Genomic DNA, 2,303 nt, shown 5'->3' with positions numbered 1-2,303 from the left:
TGGTTGCACAGAACGTACCGAGATTCAAAGAATACCTTGAAAAGAAACTGTCAGAACACAAGCCTTACAAAATCGCTTTGTCCCATGTAGCCAAGAAACTGATCCGATTGATTTACCGGCTGGGTATTAGTGGCTGCCCTTATTTAGCTTGATTTTTTAAGCCCACAAGAGGGGGCTTGGGTAGGTGCGCCCTTTTGCCAAGATCCATAGCAACTGAAATTTATTTTAAAATTGGCTTGACTTTATATAGTTGGTCTACATCGTTGGGGTCAGAGACTCGTACATCTGGCGAGCCGCCGGTTGTGCGGCCTCTACGGGCCCATGCTCTTCACTCTTCACTTTCGGACATGAATGAATAACTATACTGTGATGAAGGTTTTACCGAGAACTTGTTGACACATACACCACTGTCCCCGCTCCTTGACCATTTCCCCAACCAATGCTAAAATATAAGAATCTGATATGTGGAGGGAATACCTGTGGCTTTAGATATATTGATGGTCCTTGATGTGATCGTGAGCATCCTGATGATTGGCTCCATCCTGCTCCAGTCCGGAAAAAGCGCCGGCTTCAGCGGATTGGGGGGCGGCGAATCCCTGTTCGGCGGCAAACCTACCGATATGGATGAAGCTCTGGCCCGGATCACCGTGGTGCTGGGGCTGATCTTTGCTGTCATCAACGTGGCGATTGCCCGTCTGCAGTAAGCAACTGAAGAACGTTCACAGATTTCACAGTGGCATTGCCTAGGTCAGGTAATGCCATTTTTGCTATGGGGAAGGGGGAAAGACCATGGTACTGCCTGGGGCAGAACCGTTTTTCTGGAGGGGAGAAAACAATAAAGGGGTCCTGCTGATCCACGGCTTCACCGGCAGCCCTTCAGAGCTGCGGGAACTGGGAGAGGAGCTCCACCGAAAGGGGTATACGGTGGAAGGACTGCTCCTAGCTGGCCATGGGACAGATCCCCATGATCTTTTAGACGTAAAGGCAGAACAATGGGAGGAACAGGTGCACCAGGGCGTGGACCATCTCCGGGAAACTTGTACTCAGGTCACTGTCATCGGCCTTTCCATGGGAGGGCTGCTGACCCTTTATGCCGGGGCAGTGACGAAAGCGGACAAGCTGGCGGTGCTTTCCACTCCCATCTATCTCTACGACTGGCGGGTGTACTTCCTGTGGCTGGCCGACCGGCTGCCTTACTGGGCCATCCCCAAACATCCCCGGACGGTGGATGCGCCGGAGCGGTACAACGTGGCCTACCGGTGCATGCCCATCAAAGCAGTCCACCAGCTGGTACGGCTGCTGAAGGCCGTCAAAAGGAAGTATCTGCCCCAGGTGGCACAGCCTCTGCTGATCATCCAGTCTCGGACAGACCATACCGTGCGTCCGGAAAGCGCTGTTTATATCCACGACCGGGCGGCTTCCCGGGAAAAACACCTGCTGTGGATCCCTCAGGCCCGCCATGTGATGACATTATATAAGGGCCGGCAGGCCATTTATGCTGCCATTGAGGCCTTTTTGGAGGAATAAGGAATATGGAAAGAACCAGAGATACCATGTGCTTCGGCTGCGGGAAGGACAACCCTATGGGGCTCCATCTCCATTTCCGTACCGATGCGGAAGGCTGCTATACCAGCTTTGTGCCCCAGCCCGTCCATCAGAGCTATGACGGCCGGATGCACGGAGGCTTGATTTCCACCCTGCTGGACGAAACCATGGGGAATTACCCCTATATGTATGAACACAAAGTTGCCTACACGGCCCGGCTGGAGGTCCGCTTCCGGCAGCCGGTGCGGATCGGGGAACGGATCGAAGTGATCACCAAAGTGAAGCGGAGGAAAGGACAGCTGCTGGAAATGACCGGGCAGGTGGTCCGGGAGGACGGGACCATTGCCGCGGAAGCGGACGGCAAGCTGATGTATGAGGAGAGATCATGACAAACACGGAATTGGAAAACCAGCTCCTGGGGTATATGAAGGAACATCCGGTAGCTCCCTTGGGGGCGGAAGAACTGCTGAAGGCCCTGGCGCTGGAAGGCAGTGACCTGAAGCTGTTCTGGCAGGTGCTGAAAGATCTGGAAGACCGGGGCCAGGTGGTGAAGACCCGGTTCAATACCTACGGGCTCCCCGCGGCTATGGGCTTGGTGGTGGGGCGCTGCCAGGTGACCAGCAAGGGCTTTGCCTTTGTGATCCCGGAAGAGAAGACCGCCGATGGAGATCTCTTTATCCCGGCCAGCAGCCTCAGCGGCGCCATGGATGGAGATACGGTCATGGCCCGGGTGCTGAAAAGCGGTTTCGACGACCGGC

The 2,303-nt window shown here is 55.0% G+C and carries 3 protein-coding genes and 1 pseudogene; all 4 read left to right on the top strand.

Features of this window, described 5'->3' with window-relative positions:
* The first annotated feature begins 479 nt into the window (after positions 1-479).
* Entirely contained in the window at positions 480-704 is a 225-nt protein-coding gene (secG, locus tag BQ2657_RS00020) for a preprotein translocase subunit SecG (protein ID WP_232708973.1), read from the top strand.
* A gap of 85 nt (positions 705-789) precedes the next feature.
* Complete coding sequence (locus tag BQ2657_RS00015; RefSeq protein ID WP_075578802.1) at positions 790-1,527, top strand: alpha/beta hydrolase; 738 nt, start codon at positions 790-792, stop codon at positions 1,525-1,527.
* Between the two features lie 5 nt (positions 1,528-1,532).
* Positions 1,533-1,934 carry a PaaI family thioesterase gene (locus BQ2657_RS00010; protein WP_075578801.1) on the top strand — a complete coding sequence of 134 codons (402 nt, stop codon included), beginning with the start codon at positions 1,533-1,535 and terminating at the stop codon, positions 1,932-1,934.
* Positions 1,931-2,303, top strand: a pseudogene (locus tag BQ2657_RS00005) (ribonuclease R); the annotation flags it as partial. The gene BQ2657_RS00010 and the pseudogene BQ2657_RS00005, both read left to right, overlap by 4 nt.

The sequence above is a fragment of the Acidaminococcus massiliensis genome (assembly GCF_900095825.1).
Taxonomy (GTDB): domain Bacteria; phylum Bacillota; class Negativicutes; order Acidaminococcales; family Acidaminococcaceae; genus Acidaminococcus; species Acidaminococcus massiliensis.
This window is presented reverse-complemented; position numbering and strand designations above follow the sequence as displayed.